Genomic DNA, 18,056 nt, shown 5'->3' with positions numbered 1-18,056 from the left:
TTTTGGTCGATTTCTGTTTTAAATATGTAAAAATCCTATTTTTTACCGCCCCAGTATTCCGAATACATGTGAAATATGGTACATTGCAACTTAGCTTAAGTTTCAAACACACCAACATTTTTACTATGCAAGTTATCAAGTCTTTATCATCAATTTCACTGGTCCTTATAATTTCCATTCTCGCGATGGGTTGTAATGAAGAAAAAGCAACACCCAAAGGGGAGGAATCCGCAAATATGGTAAATCCCAGAGATTGGCCAAGTATCAAACCGCTTCCCTTAGACCCCGCGATTGAGGCACAAATAGATGACATTTTGCCTAAGTTGACTTTGGAGCAAAAAGTAGGTCAAGTCATTCAAGCAGATAATGGTTCTGTCACTCCAGAGGAAGTTAAAAAGTATCGCTTAGGGTCGGTACTAAGTGGCGGTAATTCCGCTCCTGGTCCCCTCCCATACGCGGACACGAAATCATGGTTAGAAATGGCCGACAAGTATTACAACGCCTCCATCGATACGGAAGGTGTGGAAATTGCTATTCCGACCATTTGGGGAATTGATGCTGTTCATGGTCACGCCAACCTCAGTGGTGCGATTATCTTTCCGCATAATGTTGGACTTGGTGCTATGCGCAATCCTGATTTAATTGAAAAAATCGCCTCCGTAACCGCTCATGAACTCACGGTTTCAGGACATGATTGGACATTTGCTCCAACTTTGGCAGTACCTCAAGACACGCGATGGGGCCGAAGCTACGAAGGTTTTTCGGAGAATTCAGAGATTGTACAATCCTATGGAGACCGGATTGTTTACGGCCTACAAGGTCGATTTGGCGAAGAAGGTTTTATGGGTGATGGACGAGTAATTTCCAGCGCAAAACATTTTCTCGCCGATGGCGCAACTGAAAAAGGTGTAGATCAGGGTGATGCCAAAATTTCTGAACAAGAATTACGGGAGGTACATGCCGCTGGATATTACAGTGCCATTCCTGCAGGAGTTCAAACTGTTATGGCCTCTTTTTCAAGCTGGCAAGGCAGAAAGCTCCACGGAGATAAAGAATTGTTGACCGATGTGCTGAAAGGGCAACTTGGTTTCAATGGTTTTGTTGTCGGTGACTGGAATGGTCATGGCCAAGTACCTGGATGTACCAATACAGATTGTGCGCAATCTTTGAATTCGGGTCTTGATATGTATATGGCTCCCGATAGCTGGAAAGGACTATGGGAAAGCACCTTGGAACAAGCTAAAAATGGGACCATTCCCATGACACGATTGGATGACGCGGTACGTCGCATCCTACGCGTAAAGATTGCCTCTGGCATTTTCAAAAAGGGCGCGCCAAGCACCCGAAAAAATGCAGGAAATCAAGAACTCTTAGGTCTTCCTGAAAATAGGACCATTGCAAGACAGGCGGTACGTGAGACAATGGTATTGCTAAAGAACAATGATGGTTTACTACCCTTAGATGCTAAGAAAACCATTCTGGTGGTTGGTGATGGTGCGAATAGTGTTTCTAAAGCTTGTGGAGGCTGGACACTTTCATGGCAGGGTACAGGTCATACAAACGATGAATTTCCGAATAGCGAAACGATACTTGATGGCATAAGAGAAGCTGCTAAAGCTGCTGGCGGTAAAGTAGTTTTTTCAGCCAACGGAGATTCCAATGAATCGGCAGATGTTGTGGTGGCCATATACGGGGAAGACCCCTATGCGGAATTCCAAGGCGACCTTGAAAATTTAGACTTTGCACCCAACGGCTTTGATGTGAGCAAGCTTTCCAAATTCCGAAGTAAAGGAATACCTGTAGTATCTGTTTTTCTATCCGGTCGTCCTTTATGGACCAATCCTGAAATAAATAGCTCAGACGCTTTCGTCGCTGCTTGGTTACCGGGTAGCGAAGGCGGTGGTATCTCTGATCTGTTATTCCAAAGAGACCCTTCTTATGATTTCACGGGTCGTTTGTCTTTCTCCTGGCCAAATAGCGCAGTTGTCTCTGAGAATGCAGAAGCATTGTTCGACTTGGGCTATGGGCTGTCCTACAAGAGCGATTCAAAAGTGGATACCTTGTCTGAGGAATCAGGGCTTGAAAGCATGAATGTAGCTTCTACAGGTGAGTTTTATAACAAAGGAGCAGCTGTTGCACCCTGGTCGCTATGGCTTAAATCAGGAGACTTGAGCAAACAGATAGGCAGTTTTCCAACCTCTGTTGGTGGACTTATTATCAGCAAAACTGACCACGAAGCACAAGAAGATGCTTTGCGGATAAAATGGACTCAACAAGACTATGATCAAGTACGAGTAAGTACAGCCTCCCCTAGCGATATGTCACGCCAAGCCAACGGGGCGATGGAATTAACCTTCTCTGCAAAATCATTTAAAGATACCAGTGCAACCGTTAAAATTGGTATAGGCTGTGATCAAGATTCACCATGTAATGAAACACTCGATATAAACATTTCGGGTAATGATTGGCAAGAATATAGAATCAGCCTCAGTTGCTTTGACAATCTAGGTGTTGATATGACTAAAATCAGTACTGCCTTAATGATTACTGCTGGTGAGGGCGTTGAAATCGGGCTCGCAAATATTCGTTTAGAATCGGATATCGATGCTAAGCCAGGATGTGACGGAAAATAGAAATAGGTTGAAGTAATACATTATATATCGGTTGTTCCCATGGGACAACCGATTTTTTTACCACTATGCACTACCCCACTTTGTATAAGACCAATTAATAACAAACAAACTTAGACTTGCAATTAATCCTGCCAATGGATTCCAAATAGTTGCTACAATTACAAGTACTAATCCGTAGTAAATAGGATATGTCAATAAGGCAAAAGCAAATCGCAACGTACCCATAAACTCGGGCTCCCATACCTTAGGTTTACCAAAAGTTCTCCAAAGTATAAGCATTGGAAGATTCAAAAGTGTAAAAATACCTTTGCCGATTCCAGCCAGAACATCTGAACTTTTTTTAACGGTTTGGTCTGTGGAATTTAAATTTTGAAGAGCGGCATTTACTTCTTTAGGGTTTAAAAAATCGACTCCTTCTATTTCCAACTTTTGAACTGTTTCATCGTACGTTTCCTCATTCTCGATATGTGTGGTCAAGGTTTTTAGTCTACTGGAAACTGCTTTCTTGATTTTATCCACAGATCCCTTTTCATTCGTAGGGTCGTACATTCCATTAACTGCAATGGGCGTATCAAAATACAAAGCTACCTTATCGGGAAAGCGAATGGCATCTCTATAATTAATCCCCACCGGTATAATCATAATATCCGTTTCAGGAGCTTTATCCAAAGTATTAAACAGTATTCTAGTAAAGCCTTTGCTCAAAGGCCGTACTCTACGTTTCAAATTGTGATTTGCTTCGGGAAACATAAGCAAGGCTTCCTTTTGAATTAAAAGTTCCGAACAACGGTCAAAAACAGCTTGATTATTCTTTAAGGATTCCCGCCCGTCTCGAATACGATAAATCGGAATCATTTGAAAAAAATTAAAGATTGAAATCAAGGTTTTGCTTTTGAACACATCCGAGCGAGTCAAAAACCAGGGTTTCCGATTACAATCTGTAGCAATCAATAAAACATCTAAAAGTGCACTTTGATGGTTTGGTAAAAACAGTACAGGTTTGTCTTTAGGGACATTTTCAAGGCCAGATACCCTTATTTTCCCGTAGTAGAGATGAAGGTTGGCTTTCATCCAAATTTTAACAAGATTGTATATTAAATTCTTCAAGCGAGCTTCTCTTTTTTTATTGGTTTATAGCCCCAAAATCCGGCCAATAGGAGTCCCGAAACCAAATGCCATATACCCCAAAATGCAGCTAATAATGCCATTCCACCTAATCCATCAAAAAATGTAAATATTAGCAGGAGGCCTAATCCAGAATTTTGGATTCCGGTTTCTACAGTAATACTTCGAACATTCTCATCTGTAAGCCGAAACAGTTTGGCCAAGGAAAAACCTGTGGTAAATGCCAATAGATTATGTAATAATACAATCCAAAAAACGTAAAAAACATAATCCATAAAAATCTCGCGATTATTATATAGTGCTATAAACACCAAGGCAACAAAGAACAGTAATGAAGCAACTTTGAGCACTTTCGCCATTCGCGTTGCTATTTTAGGCACTAGGTGATTCACATACATGCCCAGCAGCAGTGGCACTCCCAATAACAAGCTTACCAGCTTTATCATTTCTAAAGACGATATCGCCACTTCATTTAAAATGGAAGCCGTAGGAGCATATAACGAACCCCAAAACTGAAGGTTTAAAGGAGTCATGGCCACAGCTAACAATGTTGCTATCGCTGTCAAGCTCACGGACAAAGCTGTATTTCCGCCGGAAAGATGTGAAATAAAATTGGAAATATTACCGCCAGGACAAGCTGCCACCATAAACATTCCTAAAGCGATACTTGGCAAAGGATTCATTGCTAATACCAAAAGAAAAGTGACCGCCGGAAGCAAAACAAATTGACTACAAACCCCAACCAAAATAGGCTTGGGATTATTCAACAACCTTTTAAAATCTTCTATTGAAATTTCAAGAGCAATTCCGAACATTACAAAAGCCAAAGCGAAGTTCAGCACCCATAGTGTTTCTGAATTAAAATTAATTTGGACGGTATCGAGAACGGCGTCGGTCAAAAATAGGATTCGTGTTGTTGGTCAATCAAAGCTGTCAAGTTAAAAATAGACTAGCAGATAACAAAGAATCGGTCAAATACTTTTAACTTTAAATTCTATAAATATGTTATAAAATGTCATTAACACCCAGCAATATGCTGCCTCTAGGTACTAAGGCACCCGACTTCAATTTGATGGATTCGGTAAGTGAGAAAACCTTAAACCTGACCACTCTTAAGGGAGAAATGGGAACGGTTATTATGTTTATCTGTAACCATTGCCCATTTGTAATACATGTTAATCCTGAAATTGTCAGGGTGGCTGAACAGTATCAATCAAAAGGAATTGGTTTCATCGCTATTTCGAGTAATGATGTTGTGAACTATCCGCAAGATGCTCCGCATTTAATGAAAGAAGTAGCTAAAGAAGCTGGGTATTCTTTTCCGTATTTGTACGATAAGACGCAAGAAATTGCTAAAGCCTATGATGCGGCCTGCACCCCTGATTTTTATTTATTTGACGGAAATTTGGAATTGATTTATCGCGGTCAATTAGACGATTCTCGACCTGGAAACGGGATTCCCCTTTCCGGTTCAGATTTAAGGAATGCCATGGATGCGTTGCTTCTGGGACAAGAGAATATCCAAACACAAAAACCAAGTATCGGTTGCAATATCAAATGGGTAAGTTGATAATCTTCATTAATCAGATTCAAAATGAAAATAAATCCGCAAGAAGCGCTTCAAAAACTGGAAGGAGTTGAATCACCTTTTTTAAATTTATTTGAACATGGAACACTTTCAGTTGAAGTGTATAAACCTAAAAAAATTGATTTACAACAACCACATTCTAGAGATGAAGTGTATATCATCATTTCCGGAAGTGGGGAATTCCTAAATGACGGTGTTCGAAGTGATGTGAACTCAGGGGATTTCCTTTTTGTTCCTGCGGGCATAGAACATCGTTTTGAAAATTTTACTGATGATTTTTCAACTTGGGTTCTCTTTTACGGACCTGAAGGCGGTGAAAATAGTAGTATTTCATGAAAAATATTGTGCATTTTGAACCCATCACTTCAAATACGTACGAGAGTTATATTCAAGTAGGTACTAAAGCATATAATCAACATTATCTCCATTTATGGCCTAATGGAAATTCTGCCCCTTATATTGAAAGTAGTTTTACAAATGAGGTTCTTGAAAGAGAGGAATGGGATGACAACACTATACTCTATCGAATTCTTAGGAATGGAAAAGCCGTAGGTGTTCTAAAAATGACATTGAATGCTTCGCTAGCAAATTTCTCCAAAGAAGAGGCCTTGTATGTAGATAAAATCTATATTCTAAACGAATACTCAGGAAAAGGTATCGGAAAAAAAGTACTTCAGTTTGCCATGTTGCGCGCAAGGGAAATGCAGAAAAAAATTGTGTGGTTAGATACCATGCAAAAAGGTCCCGCGTTAGATTTTTACCTCAAAAATGGATTTGAAATTCACGGTGAAAGCAAGGTAACCTTACCAACGATACTTGAGGAGGAAGAATTGATGTGGGTGATGGTGAAAAAGGTTTAAGGAAACTAATTTTCGTACACTCTTAAACAAATAAACTTCTAACCTTTTTTGAACTTTAAACCCAAGCTTCCCGTTGAACGGCTCCTTCAATATGCGCATAGTGGTGATTACTGTGCCAGGCATATTTGCCTATGTTTTCAGCAACGGTAACAATGGTATTTCCTTCAGGGTGTAAATAGTATTTTTTCAAATCTTCTTCAGAAAGTCCCTTTAATAAATACACCAACTTGGCATGTAAAGCGGTAATATAATTTAGTGAAAGCTGAATAGGTGCAGTTCTTGCATCAAACAGCTTGCTCCATTCCTTTTCTTCATAGGCCTTTATCAAGGGTTTGTCTTCAGTCAGAGCCCATTTAAATCTTGTATAACTATTGTGGTGACTATCTGCGACGTGATGTACTACTTGCCGAATCGTCCATCCTTCAGGTCTATAAGGAGTTTCCAACTGCTCAGCTGAGAGGTTTTTGACCAATGCTTCCAGGCGCTCAGGTAAGGTTTCTAAAACAGCAATCCAGTCGTCAATATGAGAACGTGTAATCTCTTTTGGGCATTCAAACTGTCCGATGGGGTATCTTAACTTTTCCATATTTAAAATTACAAAACTTTGATTCGAATACAGAGGTATCCTCCTGAACTTTTCGTTAAAAAGAATGAGAAATTGGAGTTTACAATTCCTTAAAGTAGGGTACTAACGATTGAGGTTGTTATAGAATTATAAAACAAATAACCCACAAATGAAAAATCAAAAATTTCTTTATGTAGTACTTATTTGCATTGCTCTCCAAAGCTGCTGCCTTCCTCCTTTCGATTGCAATGATGACTTTGTTGAACCTTTTTCAGGATCCAACTATGAACCTGTTTTCTTAAATCGTACCGATTTTGAAAAATCAGTCAGTGTAAAAAATTCGCTTGCTATTGGTACTTCGGGGAAAATTTATGTGAAAGACAATCTTCTTTTTATCAATGAATTGAACAAAGGTTTTCATGTGTATGACAATGCTGACCCCGCAAATCCGAAGGCAATCAAATTCTTGGAGGCTCCGGGTTCGACAGACCTTGCCATTCGTAGAGATATGATTTACATCAATCAAGCCACTGATTTGATTGCTGTTGAATATAATTCTGAAACCAATACGGCAAACTTAACAAAACGGATACCAAATACGTTTCCTCAGCTTCGTTCTCCAGATGGATTTGATGCTTATGATGTTCCTGAAAATAGCGTTGTTGTTGATTGGAAACTAAAAAACTAAACCCATGAAAAAATATCTATATATTCTTATCCTTTCGGTCGCAATAATCGGTTGCGAATCAGATGCAAATAGCGAATCACAAGCACCTACCTCTGATGGTCAGGGTGGATCATTGGCTAGGTTCACTCTTAAAGGCAACTATCTTTATACTGTTGATGATTTCGGCTTAAACGTATTTAACGTGGCGGATACAAAAGACCCTATTAAGGTAAATTCAGTTCCCGTTGGTTTCAATATCGAAACCCTTTTCGGATACAAAGACTACCTCTATATCGGATCTCAAAACGGAATGTTCATATACGATTTAGAAAATCCAGAGTTTCCAAAACAACTATCTAGTGTAGAACATTTTACTGCTTGTGACCCGGTGATTGCCAATGATACTCATGCGTTTGTTACCTTGCATTCCAATACGAATTGTGGTAATGATATCAACGTCTTGGAAGTTTACGATGTAACTGATGTAACCAATCCCATACTTTTAAATAGCAGAAACCTAACTTTTCCTAAAGGACTGGGACTTTACGGAAACTACCTCTTTGTCTGTGATGATGAAATAAAGGTTTTTGATGTTACCAATCCTGAAGAATCAAAATTGGTTACCTCAATTAAGCGAAGTGCTTTTGACGTCATCATTCGCAATGACTTGCTAATTGCCATTGGTGAATCAGGATTGTATCAATATGAGCTTTCAAATAATACCACCGACGGTGTTACAGCTACGGAAATCAGTTCCATAAATATCTGAAATATATCAAGAAAATTTAGCTTATGGCCTTTGAAAGTTTCAAGGGCCATTTTCATTTATAATGGGTTCACGCTTTAGTCTATATATGTTATCTTGCCGTAAACCTTAATAACACAAACCAAATATTACATTTCCATGAAATCTTTTACAATAGCTCAAATCAATACCATACTGCAGGGTGAACTAGTAGGAAGTACTTCGGAAACCATAACTGGTCCAGAAGAACTTCAAAAAGCAAAAACTGGCCATATTACCTTCATAGGAAGTTCTAAATACGTATCGCGTTGGAAGGATTCAAAGGCATCGGCCGCAATTGTCAATGCAAACTTAGAAGTAGAACCTGGTGAAAACCGTGCGCTCATCAAAGTAAAAAATGCAGATCTGGCAATGGCTAAAGTACTAGAAGCTTTTGAACCCGAATCTCCGGTTTTTGATACTGATATTCACCCAACCGCAGTTGTTCATGAAACCGCTCAAATTGGCGAGGGTTGCAAGATTGGGGCAAACTGCTATATTGGTAAAGATGTGGTCTTAGGAGACGGAGTAGTACTCTACCCTAATGTTACCATTTTAGATGATACAGCTATTGGTAAGGGAAGTGTTATCTGGTCAGGTACAGTAATTCGCGAACGTTGTGAGATTGGCCAAGGTTGTATTTTTCACAACAATGTAAGCATTGGTGCGGATGGTTTTGGGTATCGCCCTAGTGATGATGGTCGTGGACTGGTAAAAATTCCACAAATAGGAACCGTTATTATCGGAAACGATGTCGAAATCGGTGCTAATTCTTGTGTAGACAGAGGAAAATTCAGTGCCACTATTATTGGGGACAATTGCAAAATAGATAATCAAGTTCAGATTGCGCATAATTGTATTATGGGCAAATCTTGTATCATGGCTGGTCATAGTGGTTTAGCGGGTTCCGTAACCTTAGGTGATGGAGTAATTATTGGAGGTAGTGCCTCTATCAAAGATCATACAACACTCCATTCGGGAGTAACTGTTGGTGCTGGTTCTGGTGTGGTCGGAGATGTTGCCGCGGGAAAAACTGTTTTAGGCTATCCTGCTCAAGACTCAAGAGAAATGCTCAAACAATGGGTAATGATGCGAAAATTGGCAAAACAATAATCAACCTTAAGAAAGCCTTTAGGAGTTCGTTTAGTTACGACTCAATACTATAGAAAGGTGCTTCTAAATATTAAAATCTCCATTATCGAGTAAAATCAACTTTGCTAGCAAACAAAAAATTCTTTTTACCTTGTAGGTAGAAAATCAAACAGATGATGCCCCAATATCATGTAAAATACGTTTTCCTTTTCCTTTGTTGCTCACTACTTTTAAGCAGTTGCGTAAACATTAAACATGTTACTGAGTTTTCGAAATCCGCTATTGACAGCATAGAAACCTTTGAAACCCTGTCTTCAAGTTTCAACCAAACCTGTCTCGAAGATTGCCAAAATATAAACATTGCAGCTCTAAATATTCATCAGACTGATTGTGATTGTTCCCAAAATGAGGAAGCGGACCGCATAACGGCACTTATTTACCATGGGCTACAGGGGTATTTTTATGCCCTAACCAATATCTCCGATAACCAACTTACCAATTATCAAACTGATGGACTTACGAATGCCATCACTTCTGGAAATTTTGGTTCTATTCAAGTGAAGGAGGCCAATGTGAAATCATATTCAAATATTATTACTCTTGTTGGAAGGGCCTTTACAGACGGATACCGTAGGAATAAAATTAAAACCTACGTTTTAAATGCGAACCAACCTGTTCAAGATTTACTTCATTTTTTAGATCTCAACTTGACCGGAAACCTCAAAGGCAAATTGGAAGTTCAAAAAAGCACGCTTAAAAACTACTATTTTGATTTAGTACGCGATAAAAAACTATCCACTTACGAGCGGACGAAGTTTGCTGAAGATTATTTTAAAAGAATGCAAGAAATTGAAAGACAGCAGAATGAACTAGAAGCGTATTCCAAAATATTAAGTACGATTGCCGAGGGGCACGCAAGCCTGTCTGCCGAAATAGAACATTTGAATGATAACAAACTAAAAGTCGCTTTGGCTAAATACGGCAGTCAGCTAAAAATGCTTTCAACGGATTTATTTAAAAAGTAACCAACCTCTCAGAATTTAAATCTCGATTATCAAATTAAACTTTACGACAATTTCATATTAGAAGCTCAATTTAATTAAAGATGGCAAATCTAACCGCTGAACAGGTAAAACGACTAGCAGACAATTTTATGCTCATGGCCAATGCTTTGGGAGATTATCGCTACAACAACATAGACTCACTTACCGATGAGGAGAATATAAAAATTAAGGGAATTCATAACCAACAACTAGCACAAACTACCGAGTTATATACAAAGTCGGCGATTTTAGTGCTAGAAGATGCTCAAGATGCGTTAAAAAAGATTGATAAAATTACTGCAGAATCTCAAGAACTTTATAAGAAATTAACGAATGTTCAAAGTATTCTTGATAGAGCAAGTTCAGTTTTAAACCTGGCCTCAGCAATACTTGCATTAGATGTTTCCGCGGTCACAAGAAGTATTCAAGAACTTGTTTCATAACAACCAATTTATAGTTAAAAGTAAATTTGGTCGGAATTTTTCTGATAAAGGTCAAAATTGGAGAATATAAGATGCAAATTAGCCTAATCAATTCACTGTCTTCACATTACCTTAATTTAAATATAACTTCCAAAAATCCAGACATTTAACAATTAAATAGTATCTTTGGGCTTTAATAATTTTTAATTTTTAGTATTATGAGTAAAGGAACAGTTAAATTTTTCAATGATTCCAAAGGATATGGTTTTATCACTGAAGAAGGTTCGAACGAAGATCATTTTGTACACATTTCTGGCTTAATCGACGAGGTTCGAGAAGGTGATGTTGTGGAATTTGAACTACAACAAGGTAAAAAAGGATTGAACGCCGTTAATGTGAAGGTAGTAGATTAAGATAGGTATTAAACTTTTTTATAGTAAAGGCCGCAACTTACGTTGCGGCCTTTTTTTATGAACAATCACAACCATCTTATCAACAAAACACCTATTTTATTGCATATTTTACAATTTTTGTGAAAACAATAATACTTTTTGACAATATAGTACGTTCAAATGTGAGTAATTGATATGTTTAAACAAAATTATTGTAAAACTCCCCAATATTATGATTGTTCTTTTTGCAATACTTATTATTATTCTAGCCGTTAATGTTGTTCTCTTAAGATTCAGTGCAACAGAAGGTGAAATTGAAAACTGGTAGTTTTCAAGATTTAGGTAGGGTTTTATTACTTCAAATTGTTATTGAGGTAAAGTTATAGACCCTAAACCTTTTACCTTTGATAACCTTCTTTACAATTTTAGTTTTACTAATACTTCTTAATCTTGTTCTGCTTGTTGTAAGCGTAAACGAGAGTTGACAAGTCCGACTAAAAATAAAAAAATCCCTTCCATTGATTTGGAAGAGATTCTCTCGCATGCGTAAAACTATTTTTAATTCACATCCATTAATTCTACATCGAAAATAAGAGTTGCGTTCGGAGGGATTACACCTCCAGCACCTGCGCTACCATAGGCCAAATCAGACGGAATTACAAAACGAGCCTTATCGCCGACCTGTAAAAGTGAAATGCCTTCATCCCACCCTTTAATTACTTGCCCTACTCCTAACTGAAAAGCTATAGGTTCATTTCGCTTGTACGAAGAATCAAAAACTTGTCCGCTTAATAAAGAACCTTCGTAATGTACGGATACCTGACGTCCACTTTCTGCCTTCGTACCATTACCTTCTTGAATTTTCTTATAACGAAGTCCACTATCCGTAGACTCAAAACCTGCAGCAACTTTGTCTAACTCTGCCGCTTGCTTTGCCTTTTCAGCAGCCAATCTTTCAGCACCAGAGTTTTTAAAGGTTTCGAAAGCGGCAGCGGCATCCCATCCTTCAGCTTCTGCTCCTACTCTTACGATTTCAAGACTTTCAATTTCGTCACCTTGCGCAATTGCATCTACGATATCTTGACCTGATTCTACATGACCAAAAACGGTATGTTTGTTATCTAACCAAGGTGTTGCGATATGTGTAATAAAGAATTGACTTCCATTTGTACCAGGACCAGCATTTGCCATAGAAAGCACTCCTGGCGCATTATGAGTAAGTTCAGGGTGGAATTCATCATCGAACTTGTAGCCTGCATCACCGGTTCCCGTTCCTTGAGGACAACCGCCTTGAATCATAAAATCAGGAATGACTCTATGGAATTTCAATCCATTGTAATACGGCTCACCTGCTGCTTTCGCAGTATTTTGTTGTTTTCCTTCCGCCAGGGCAACAAAGTTACCAACGGTTCCAGGGGTTTTATCGTGTGTTAATTTTACTACTATTTCTCCTTTCGAAGTATTGAATTTTGCGTAGATTCCGTCTTGCATTGTTAGCATTTTTTAATGAGCGGCAAAGGTAAGAAATTGTTGCTTGTTTTAAGGCAACTCATTTGATGTAAAAGGCTTAGTCGATCCGCACATGAAATAGTCTGATACTTTTTTTCCACCTTTATTCTCTATTCTATACCGTACTTGTCAAATAGATACACCAAACTGGTCATGGCTCCCGCTCCTAATTCCAACTCTCTGCGGTTCACATGTTCGAAGGTGTCATTCTCAGCGTGATGGTGGTCGAAGTAGCGCTGAGAGTCTGGTCGCAATCCTGCTAAGACTATTTTATCATTCTTTAAAGGACTGATATCAGCTCCAGAGAATCCCTTGACAAACATATGAATGTAATAGGGTTCAAATAACTTTGACCAATTTTGTACTCGGGCAATTTTTTCATCAGATGCATCGAAGCTGAATCCTCTTGGGGTAAATCCGCCAGAATCGCTCTCTAATGCAAAAACATGATTTTCATTTGCATCCTTAGCTATCTCAGCATATTTTCTGCCACCTCGTAGTCCGTTTTCCTCATTCATAAAAAGAACCGCTCGAATCGTTCTTTTAGGTTTGTAGCCTGTTTTCTTTAATATTCTTAGTACCTCCATGCTCTGAACGCATCCGGCACCATCGTCATGCGAGCCGTCACCCAAATCCCAAGAATCCAAATGCCCTCCCACAACAATAATTTCATCGGGATTGGTACTTCCCTTTATCTCTCCTATTACATTGTACGATTCGACATCTTCCAATTGTTTGCAATTCAATTTGAAAAAGAATTGTGTATTTGGGTTCAATTTCAAAGTAGCACTTAACAAATCGGCGCCGTTTGTACTAATTGCCGCTGCAGGTACTTTTTCAGCTTCAGGAATATCTCCATAGTTCATTCCTCCTGCATGCGGGTAATCATCTTGGCGTAAATTCATTGAGCGAACGATTACTCCCAGTGCCTCATACTTACCAGCTTCGGCAGCTCCCCTCCCTCTTTGGTCTACGGCACCAGAATATGCCTCAAAAGTATTCACTTTAGCCGGGTCCATAGGTCGATTGAAGAATACGATTTTACCAGAAATTTTTTCCTTGCCCAGGGTTTTGAGTTCATCAATACTATGTACCTCAATCACATTGGCCTTAACACCTCGTCCATAGGTAGGCACGGAGCCACCTAATGCGCATATTGGAAGATTCGTAGTTACCCCTGGATTGGTCTCCATATAAGCGAACTCAGGTGTACCTCGAACCCATTTTGGTACCATAACCGGCTGAAGCCAAACCCGATCTAAACCGAGGGAATCCATTTGTCTTTTTGTGTAGTCTACAGCTTGTTGTGCCTGTACTGAACCTGAGAGGCGCCCTCCTATTCGATTGGATAGATAGTTTAGCCAATTATAGGCCTCTCCATTCTCAAGGGCTGCATCATAAATTTGACGGATTTGTTTTTCATCTTCCGTTTGTGCAAATGTTTGTACTACTATTAAAAGGAATACTAAGGTAATCTTCTTCATTCTGTTTCGTTTTCGAGCTGATTTCTATAGTCCCCTAAATTAGCTTTTATTTTGGCGCTCAACTCTGGTTCCTTGATATCTTTGTATTTCTTTAACGCTTCAAGCAAGATATTAGCAACAATTACACGCGCAGCTTTTTTGTTGTCCGCAGGAATTACATACCAAGGCGCATGAGGTTTAGAGGTATTATTAATGGCCTCTTCATAGCATTCTTGATATTTGTCCCACAGCCTGCGCTCTTTTAAATCTCCTGCGGAGAATTTCCAGTTCTTCTCTTGTAAATCCAACCTTCTCACCAAACGTCTTCGCTGTTCGCCCTTGGAAAGATTTAAAAAGAATTTGAAAATAATTGTCCCGTTATCCGCCAGATGTTTTTCAAAATTATTGATTTGTTCGAAGCGTTGATTCCAAAAGTCTTGATTGATATCTGCCACTTCATGAATACCTGGAATGTGTTCCCCTAAAATATATTCAGGATGCACACGGGTCACCAAAACGTTCTCATAATGTGTTCTGTTAAATACACCAAACTTTCCTTTTGCGGGTAATGCGATATAATGTCTCCATAAATAATCGTGCTTCAATTCAAGTTCAGTAGGTACTTTAAAACTGGTAACCTCAACACCCTGGACATTAAAGTCCTTAAAAACCTCACGAATAAGACTATCCTTTCCGGAAGTATCCATTCCTTGAAGACAAACGAGCACGCTATACTTACTATGTGCATATAAGGTATTTTGGAAATCACCCAGGTCTTCTCGAATAGATTCCAGTTGTTTTTTCAACTCCTTATTTGATGCACCTAAATCAGTACCAGAATTGAAATCTGACAGTTTGATGCTCTTTTCGACTTTATATTCACTACTATTTATCGTATCCATGGGCAAAAGATAAAATTTTTTATCGGTGAAATGCATGAATTGTTAAAAAAAATGACCGTTTATCGACCATAGTATAAGGTTCAACCGAAATACCTGAAATTGAGGGTGTTCCGTCGAAAAAAGTAGGTAGCAAGGGCTAGCATTTCCTAATTTTACCTTTAGTAATGTTCCCAAATATTACTGCCAAAAACCTACAAGATGAAAACGCCACACGTAGTGCTATATGGTTTAGCCATTTTATTTCTATCGTCCTTCTCTGCAAGTGAAGCGTGCAATTATGCAGGTTCTAACATGAACTATGTAAAAGCACGAACTGAAGAGGCACTAACTACAAACGATATCAATAAGGCAAGATTCTATACGTACAAGGCCATTAAAGTTCTCCAAACTTCAACTAATCGATTTGATGATTGCGGATGTAAAGATGCAGAAGTTAATATTGAGGAGAGCCTTATAAACTTAAAAGCTGCGACTAAATCCACATCTTTAAACGGTACTAGAATATTACTTACTGAAGCGCTACAACAAATTGTGGATGCCCTTGATGCCTTTGAACAACATGAAATGCATGACACCGCATTTTCGTCAAAAGATTTCGCCATGAATACCGAAGCTATCGGGGAGACTGCTATGCCAATCACTGAGACAAAAGAAGATGCATTATATCATCAAATAGATGTTTCATTGGAGAATTATTCAAAATCCATAAACAACGTTATTGATTCGGTAGGCTGTATGGAAGCTCGTGCCTTTGCAGATAATATATTCGCCCATTGCGAACAACAACTTTTGAAATCGAATCTTTCGGAGGGTAAAAAGTATTATAATCTTCGTACAAAAGAAATTACCGAAAAAGCACTTTTACGTTTAGGTGATTGCGGAAACGGGAAGTAGTACTCAATAGCCATTCGCCATTGGTAGAATAATAATGTAATTAATTCTTTATCACTTACTGGCAAACAACTTCACATCCTCTTCCGTTACTTCATTGCCACCTAAAATGATTAGTCGTTCTACCACGTTGCGAAGTTCACGTATGTTACCCGTCCAGTCATACGCCTTTAAAAGTTTAATGGCCTTGTCGGAAAAGGTTTTGTTAGCAATACCTTGTTCACTGGTTATTTTCTTTGCAAAGTGATTAATTAACAAGGGAATGTCATCGCGTCTATCGTTCAGAGCAGGTACTTTTATCAAAATCACTGCAAGTCGATGGTATAAATCCTCACGGAACTTTCCGTCTGCAATCTCTTTTTTCAAATCTTTATTGGTAGCAGCTAACACACGAACATCTACTTTGATATCCTTATCCGTACCTACTCTTGAGATTTTACTTTCTTGAAGCGCTCTCAGCACTTTCGCTTGAGCGGATAGACTCATATCACCAATCTCATCAAGAAAAATGGTTCCCTTATTCGCTGCCTCAAACTTACCCGCTCTATCTTTAACCGCAGAGGTAAAGGCACCTTTTACATGACCGAATAATTCACTTTCTATCAATTCAGATGGAATTGCAGCGCAATTCACCTCTATAAACGGAGCCGAACTCCTAGGGCTTTTTTCATGCAACCAATGGGCGACCAACTCTTTTCCGGTACCGTTTGAACCTGTAATCAAAACCCGAGCGTCAGTTGGAGCCACTTTCTCAATCATACCTTTAATTGACTCTATTTCTTTGCTATCCCCAACCATTTCATAGTTCTTGCTGACCTTCTTCTTCAGAATCTTATTTTCTACTACCAGTTCTTTGCGGTCTAAAGCGTTTCTGACGGTCGTCAATAATCGATTTAAATCTGGCGGTTTTGAGATATAGTCAAAAGCACCGGCACGCATGGTATTCACCGCAGTATCCAAATCGCCATGACCTGATATCATGATAAAGGGAATTTCGGGTTTTATCTTACGGGCCGCTTCAAGTACCTCAACACCATCCATTTTTGGCATTTTTATATCACAGAGTACCAGATCATAATCATTGTTCTTAACGGCCTCAAGGCCCTTCAATCCATCTTCAGCTTCTTCAAGTTGATAGGTATCATTTTCTTCAGAAAGAATTTTCACCAATACTCTTCGGATTGCCGCTTCATCCTCAATGACTAATATTTTTGACATAAATTATACTTTTAAAAAATTCCAATTTTAAATCCTGTCCTAAGATAAATATTTCCTTCATCATTTAGCGTAAACGCTCTATTTCTATTACCATCTCTAATAAGCCCCTCTTGTAATAGAGAATATCCTGCTAGGGCATAAAAGGATATTTCCTTGGAAAACTTATACTGATAGCCCAAAGCACTCACCAGAGCTGATAGTGAAATGGATTCTCCTATTGTATTACCAGGTAATATCACATCATTTTGAATATTTATAAAATAACCATCCAAAAACAATGCCGCTTGTAATACGTGTTTCCCAGAGTTACTGTGGTATTTGACATCTTGTCTCGGAATTCCAATGGTATAGGACCAATTCGGATGAAATCTTTTATAATAATTTACCACTGGCAATGGAAAAGGTAAGCCCGTTGCGCTATTAAATGATAAACCAAGAATTAACCGAAAAGGTTTTTCTATATCCTTCTTCTCTTTCATTAGTACTGCAGAAAGGTTTACCCTCAAATCGTTATTATCAATACTGCCCAGAACAAAATTGGACGCCAGCCGCGGTTGAACGGCTCCAATAAAACGCCAATTTTCATTCCATTTGAAGGAATATCCCAAGTTAAAATCTATAATATGTAGACGTTCTAAAGTACTGGTATCAAAAGGAAGTGCTTGCCCCACACGAAAATCATATTTATTGTATTCAGCACCTATGACAAGGTAATTACGCTCTTTAATTTTGAAAGGTACATTCAAAACAGCCCGATAGCGATTGGTGCGTATTCCCGATTTGTTTTCAGGTATTGCGGTATATTCCAAACGAAGAAGGTCAGGAGTCTGTGATAAAGCGAAGTTGCTTATCAGAAAAAATAGGAAAGCACAAAAAAAATGTTGCTTCATAGCAGTTAAACG

At 38.7% G+C, this 18,056-nt stretch carries 19 protein-coding genes; 11 read left to right on the top strand and 8 right to left on the bottom strand.

What is annotated here, in order from left to right:
* The first annotated feature begins 125 nt into the window (after window positions 1-125).
* On the top strand, window positions 126-2,633 hold the full coding sequence (locus FEE95_RS19315; RefSeq protein ID WP_138659677.1) for a glycoside hydrolase family 3 protein: 2,508 nt from the start codon (window positions 126-128) through the stop codon (window positions 2,631-2,633).
* Window positions 2,634-2,696: 63 nt separating this feature from the next.
* Here the strand turns inward: FEE95_RS19315 and FEE95_RS19310 are convergent, their stop codons facing one another.
* Together FEE95_RS19310 and FEE95_RS19305 are read right to left on the bottom strand one after the other, a co-directional pair.
* On the bottom strand, window positions 2,697-3,704 hold the full coding sequence (locus tag FEE95_RS19310; protein ID WP_138659676.1) for a lysophospholipid acyltransferase family protein: 1,008 nt from the start codon (window positions 3,702-3,704) through the stop codon (window positions 2,697-2,699).
* A 32-nt stretch (window positions 3,705-3,736) separates the two neighbouring features.
* Window positions 3,737-4,657 carry a bile acid:sodium symporter family protein gene (locus tag FEE95_RS19305; RefSeq protein ID WP_138659675.1) on the bottom strand — a complete coding sequence of 307 codons (921 nt, stop codon included), beginning with the start codon at window positions 4,655-4,657 and terminating at the stop codon, window positions 3,737-3,739.
* Window positions 4,658-4,770: 113 nt separating this feature from the next.
* On the opposite strand from FEE95_RS19305, the gene FEE95_RS19300 reads away from it, so the two are divergent.
* The 3 genes from FEE95_RS19300 to FEE95_RS19290 are packed head-to-tail and all read left to right on the top strand — an operon-like array spanning window position 4,771 to window position 6,206.
* Window positions 4,771-5,328, top strand: a complete 558-nt coding sequence (locus FEE95_RS19300) for a thioredoxin family protein (protein ID WP_138659674.1) — start codon at window positions 4,771-4,773, stop codon at window positions 5,326-5,328.
* 24 nt (window positions 5,329-5,352) lie between these two features.
* Entirely contained in the window at window positions 5,353-5,682 is a 330-nt protein-coding gene (locus FEE95_RS19295) for a cupin domain-containing protein (RefSeq protein WP_138659673.1), read from the top strand.
* Window positions 5,679-6,206, top strand: coding sequence for a GNAT family N-acetyltransferase (locus FEE95_RS19290; protein WP_138659672.1), 528 nt, complete (start codon window positions 5,679-5,681; stop codon window positions 6,204-6,206). Before FEE95_RS19295 ends, FEE95_RS19290 begins: the two co-directional genes overlap by 4 nt.
* Window positions 6,207-6,261: 55 nt before the next feature.
* Here FEE95_RS19290 and FEE95_RS19285 read toward each other — a convergent pair whose 3' ends face one another.
* Window positions 6,262-6,792: a YfiT family bacillithiol transferase gene (locus FEE95_RS19285; protein WP_138659671.1), complete on the bottom strand. Its 531-nt coding sequence runs from the start codon at window positions 6,790-6,792 to the stop codon at window positions 6,262-6,264.
* Window positions 6,793-6,940: 148 nt separating this feature from the next.
* Here FEE95_RS19285 and FEE95_RS19280 point away from each other — a divergent pair, with 148 nt between their 5' ends.
* The 6 genes from FEE95_RS19280 (at window position 6,941) to FEE95_RS19255 (ending at window position 11,192) form a co-directional block, all read left to right on the top strand.
* Window positions 6,941-7,459, top strand: coding sequence for a hypothetical protein (locus FEE95_RS19280; RefSeq protein WP_138659670.1), 519 nt, complete (start codon window positions 6,941-6,943; stop codon window positions 7,457-7,459).
* 4 nt (window positions 7,460-7,463) lie between these two features.
* Window positions 7,464-8,207 (top strand): LVIVD repeat-containing protein, encoded by a 744-nt coding sequence (locus FEE95_RS19275; RefSeq protein ID WP_138659669.1) that lies wholly within the window; start codon window positions 7,464-7,466, stop codon window positions 8,205-8,207.
* A 135-nt stretch (window positions 8,208-8,342) separates the two neighbouring features.
* The gene (gene lpxD / locus FEE95_RS19270) at window positions 8,343-9,335 is read left to right on the top strand and encodes a UDP-3-O-(3-hydroxymyristoyl)glucosamine N-acyltransferase (RefSeq protein WP_138659668.1); all 993 of its coding nucleotides are present in this window, start codon (window positions 8,343-8,345) and stop codon (window positions 9,333-9,335) included.
* A 152-nt stretch (window positions 9,336-9,487) separates the two neighbouring features.
* The gene (locus tag FEE95_RS19265; protein WP_138659667.1) at window positions 9,488-10,339 is read left to right on the top strand and encodes a hypothetical protein; all 852 of its coding nucleotides are present in this window, start codon (window positions 9,488-9,490) and stop codon (window positions 10,337-10,339) included.
* An 80-nt stretch (window positions 10,340-10,419) separates the two neighbouring features.
* Window positions 10,420-10,800 carry a hypothetical protein gene (locus FEE95_RS19260; protein WP_138659666.1) on the top strand — a complete coding sequence of 127 codons (381 nt, stop codon included), beginning with the start codon at window positions 10,420-10,422 and terminating at the stop codon, window positions 10,798-10,800.
* Between the two features lie 197 nt (window positions 10,801-10,997).
* Complete coding sequence (locus FEE95_RS19255; RefSeq protein ID WP_138659665.1) at window positions 10,998-11,192, top strand: cold-shock protein; 195 nt, start codon at window positions 10,998-11,000, stop codon at window positions 11,190-11,192.
* A 537-nt stretch (window positions 11,193-11,729) separates the two neighbouring features.
* Here the strand turns inward: FEE95_RS19255 and FEE95_RS19250 are convergent.
* The 3 genes from FEE95_RS19250 to FEE95_RS19240 form a co-directional block, all read right to left on the bottom strand.
* Window positions 11,730-12,662 carry a peptidylprolyl isomerase gene (locus FEE95_RS19250; protein ID WP_138659664.1) on the bottom strand — a complete coding sequence of 311 codons (933 nt, stop codon included), beginning with the start codon at window positions 12,660-12,662 and terminating at the stop codon, window positions 11,730-11,732.
* A gap of 128 nt (window positions 12,663-12,790) precedes the next feature.
* A complete protein-coding gene (locus FEE95_RS19245) occupies window positions 12,791-14,164 on the bottom strand; it encodes a M20/M25/M40 family metallo-hydrolase (protein WP_138659663.1) in 1,374 nt (457 codons plus the stop codon).
* Window positions 14,161-15,045, bottom strand: coding sequence for a PPK2 family polyphosphate kinase (locus FEE95_RS19240; RefSeq protein WP_138659662.1), 885 nt, complete (start codon window positions 15,043-15,045; stop codon window positions 14,161-14,163). The genes FEE95_RS19245 and FEE95_RS19240 overlap by 4 nt, the downstream gene beginning before the upstream one ends.
* Window positions 15,046-15,243: 198 nt before the next feature.
* Here FEE95_RS19240 and FEE95_RS19235 point away from each other — a divergent pair, with 198 nt between their 5' ends.
* On the top strand, window positions 15,244-15,939 hold the full coding sequence (locus FEE95_RS19235; protein ID WP_138659661.1) for a hypothetical protein: 696 nt from the start codon (window positions 15,244-15,246) through the stop codon (window positions 15,937-15,939).
* A gap of 51 nt (window positions 15,940-15,990) precedes the next feature.
* Here FEE95_RS19235 and FEE95_RS19230 read toward each other — a convergent pair whose 3' ends face one another.
* Both FEE95_RS19230 and FEE95_RS19225 read right to left on the bottom strand, forming a co-directional pair.
* Window positions 15,991-17,154 carry a sigma-54-dependent transcriptional regulator gene (locus FEE95_RS19230; RefSeq protein ID WP_138659660.1) on the bottom strand — a complete coding sequence of 388 codons (1,164 nt, stop codon included), beginning with the start codon at window positions 17,152-17,154 and terminating at the stop codon, window positions 15,991-15,993.
* Between the two features lie 11 nt (window positions 17,155-17,165).
* Complete coding sequence (locus FEE95_RS19225) at window positions 17,166-18,044, bottom strand: DUF6268 family outer membrane beta-barrel protein (RefSeq protein WP_138659659.1); 879 nt, start codon at window positions 18,042-18,044, stop codon at window positions 17,166-17,168.
* Between the last annotated feature and the right edge of the window lie 12 nt (window positions 18,045-18,056).

The organism is Maribacter algarum (ex Zhang et al. 2020), from assembly GCF_005885635.1.
Classification (GTDB): Bacteria; Bacteroidota; Bacteroidia; order Flavobacteriales; family Flavobacteriaceae; genus Maribacter_C; species Maribacter_C algarum.
This window is presented reverse-complemented; position numbering and strand designations above follow the sequence as displayed.